Below are 970 nucleotides of genomic sequence, written 5' to 3'. Positions count from 1 at the left end.
CGTGGCGGGCCCGGCGTGGATGCCGGGCCCGCCGTCTTGTCATGTGTGGTGTGGTTGTGGGTCAGCGTTGCAGGGTGAGGATGCCGGGGCGGTAGGGCAGGAGGCCGTAGTCGCCGCCGGAGTTGGGGTCGCGTCCCTGGTAGAGGAATTGGAGGTTGCAGGGGTCGATGGTCATGGTCTGGTCGGCGTTGGTGCGGATGAGTTCGCCGTGGCTGATGTCGTTGGTCCAGGTGGCGCCGCTGTTGGCTTTGCCGGCGAAGGGGTTGTTTTCGCTGGTGGCTTGGGGGGTCCAGGTGCCGCCGAGGTTGGTGGCGGTGAAGGAGCGGAAGTAGCGGCCCTGGGAGCCGATGGCTTCGACGATCATGAGGTAGCGCTGTTGGCCTTGGAGTTTGTAGACCTGGACGCCTTCGAAGAGGTTGTTGGTGGTGTCGGTCATGATGGTGGTGTAGTTGGAGCCGAAGCTGCCGGGGAAGTTGCCGATGGGCATGTTGGCGCGGTAGATGCGGCCGTTGTCGCCGGCGAAGAAGAGGTACATGTTCTGGTCGTCGCCGATGAGTGCTTGGTCGATGGGTCCGGTGCCGGAGTTGCTGATGCTGCCGGTGAAGAGGGTCTGGTGGGCGGACCAGCTGTTGACGTCGGTGGGGTTGGTGGAGGTGCGGTAGGAGAAGGCGGGGCCGCCCCATTGGTAGGCGAGGACCCAGATGTTGCGGGGGGCGAAGTAGAACAGGCTGGGTGCGACGGCGGCGAAGGGCATGGCGTTCTGGCTGGCGGAGCCCATCTGGTTCCAGTTGTTGAAGAGGCCGAAGTTCATGGAGCCCCAGCTGGTGCCGTAGTCGTGGTTGGTGGCGTAGACGAGGTGTTGGCCGTTGTAGGGGGCGTGGGTGAAGTCCTTGAGGGATACCCAGCCGGATCGGGGTTGGGCCAGCGGTCCCGTCGAGGTCCAGCGGTACGTCGACGGCAGATCGCAGGT

At 64.7% G+C, this 970-nt stretch carries 1 protein-coding gene; it reads right to left on the bottom strand.

Features of this window, described 5'->3' with window-relative positions; all coding sequences use genetic code 11:
- Positions 1-61 precede the first annotated feature (61 nt).
- The coding region (locus ACFHWT_RS31340; RefSeq protein ID WP_416598312.1) for a non-reducing end alpha-L-arabinofuranosidase family hydrolase at positions 62-970 on the bottom strand (909 nt) is incomplete at its 5' end.

The organism is Micromonospora sp. LOL_021 (assembly GCF_048060215.1).
Taxonomy (GTDB): domain Bacteria; phylum Actinomycetota; class Actinomycetes; order Mycobacteriales; family Micromonosporaceae; genus Micromonospora_E.
Note: the sequence above shows the minus strand (reverse complement) of the source record. Positions and strands in the feature narration are given on the sequence as shown.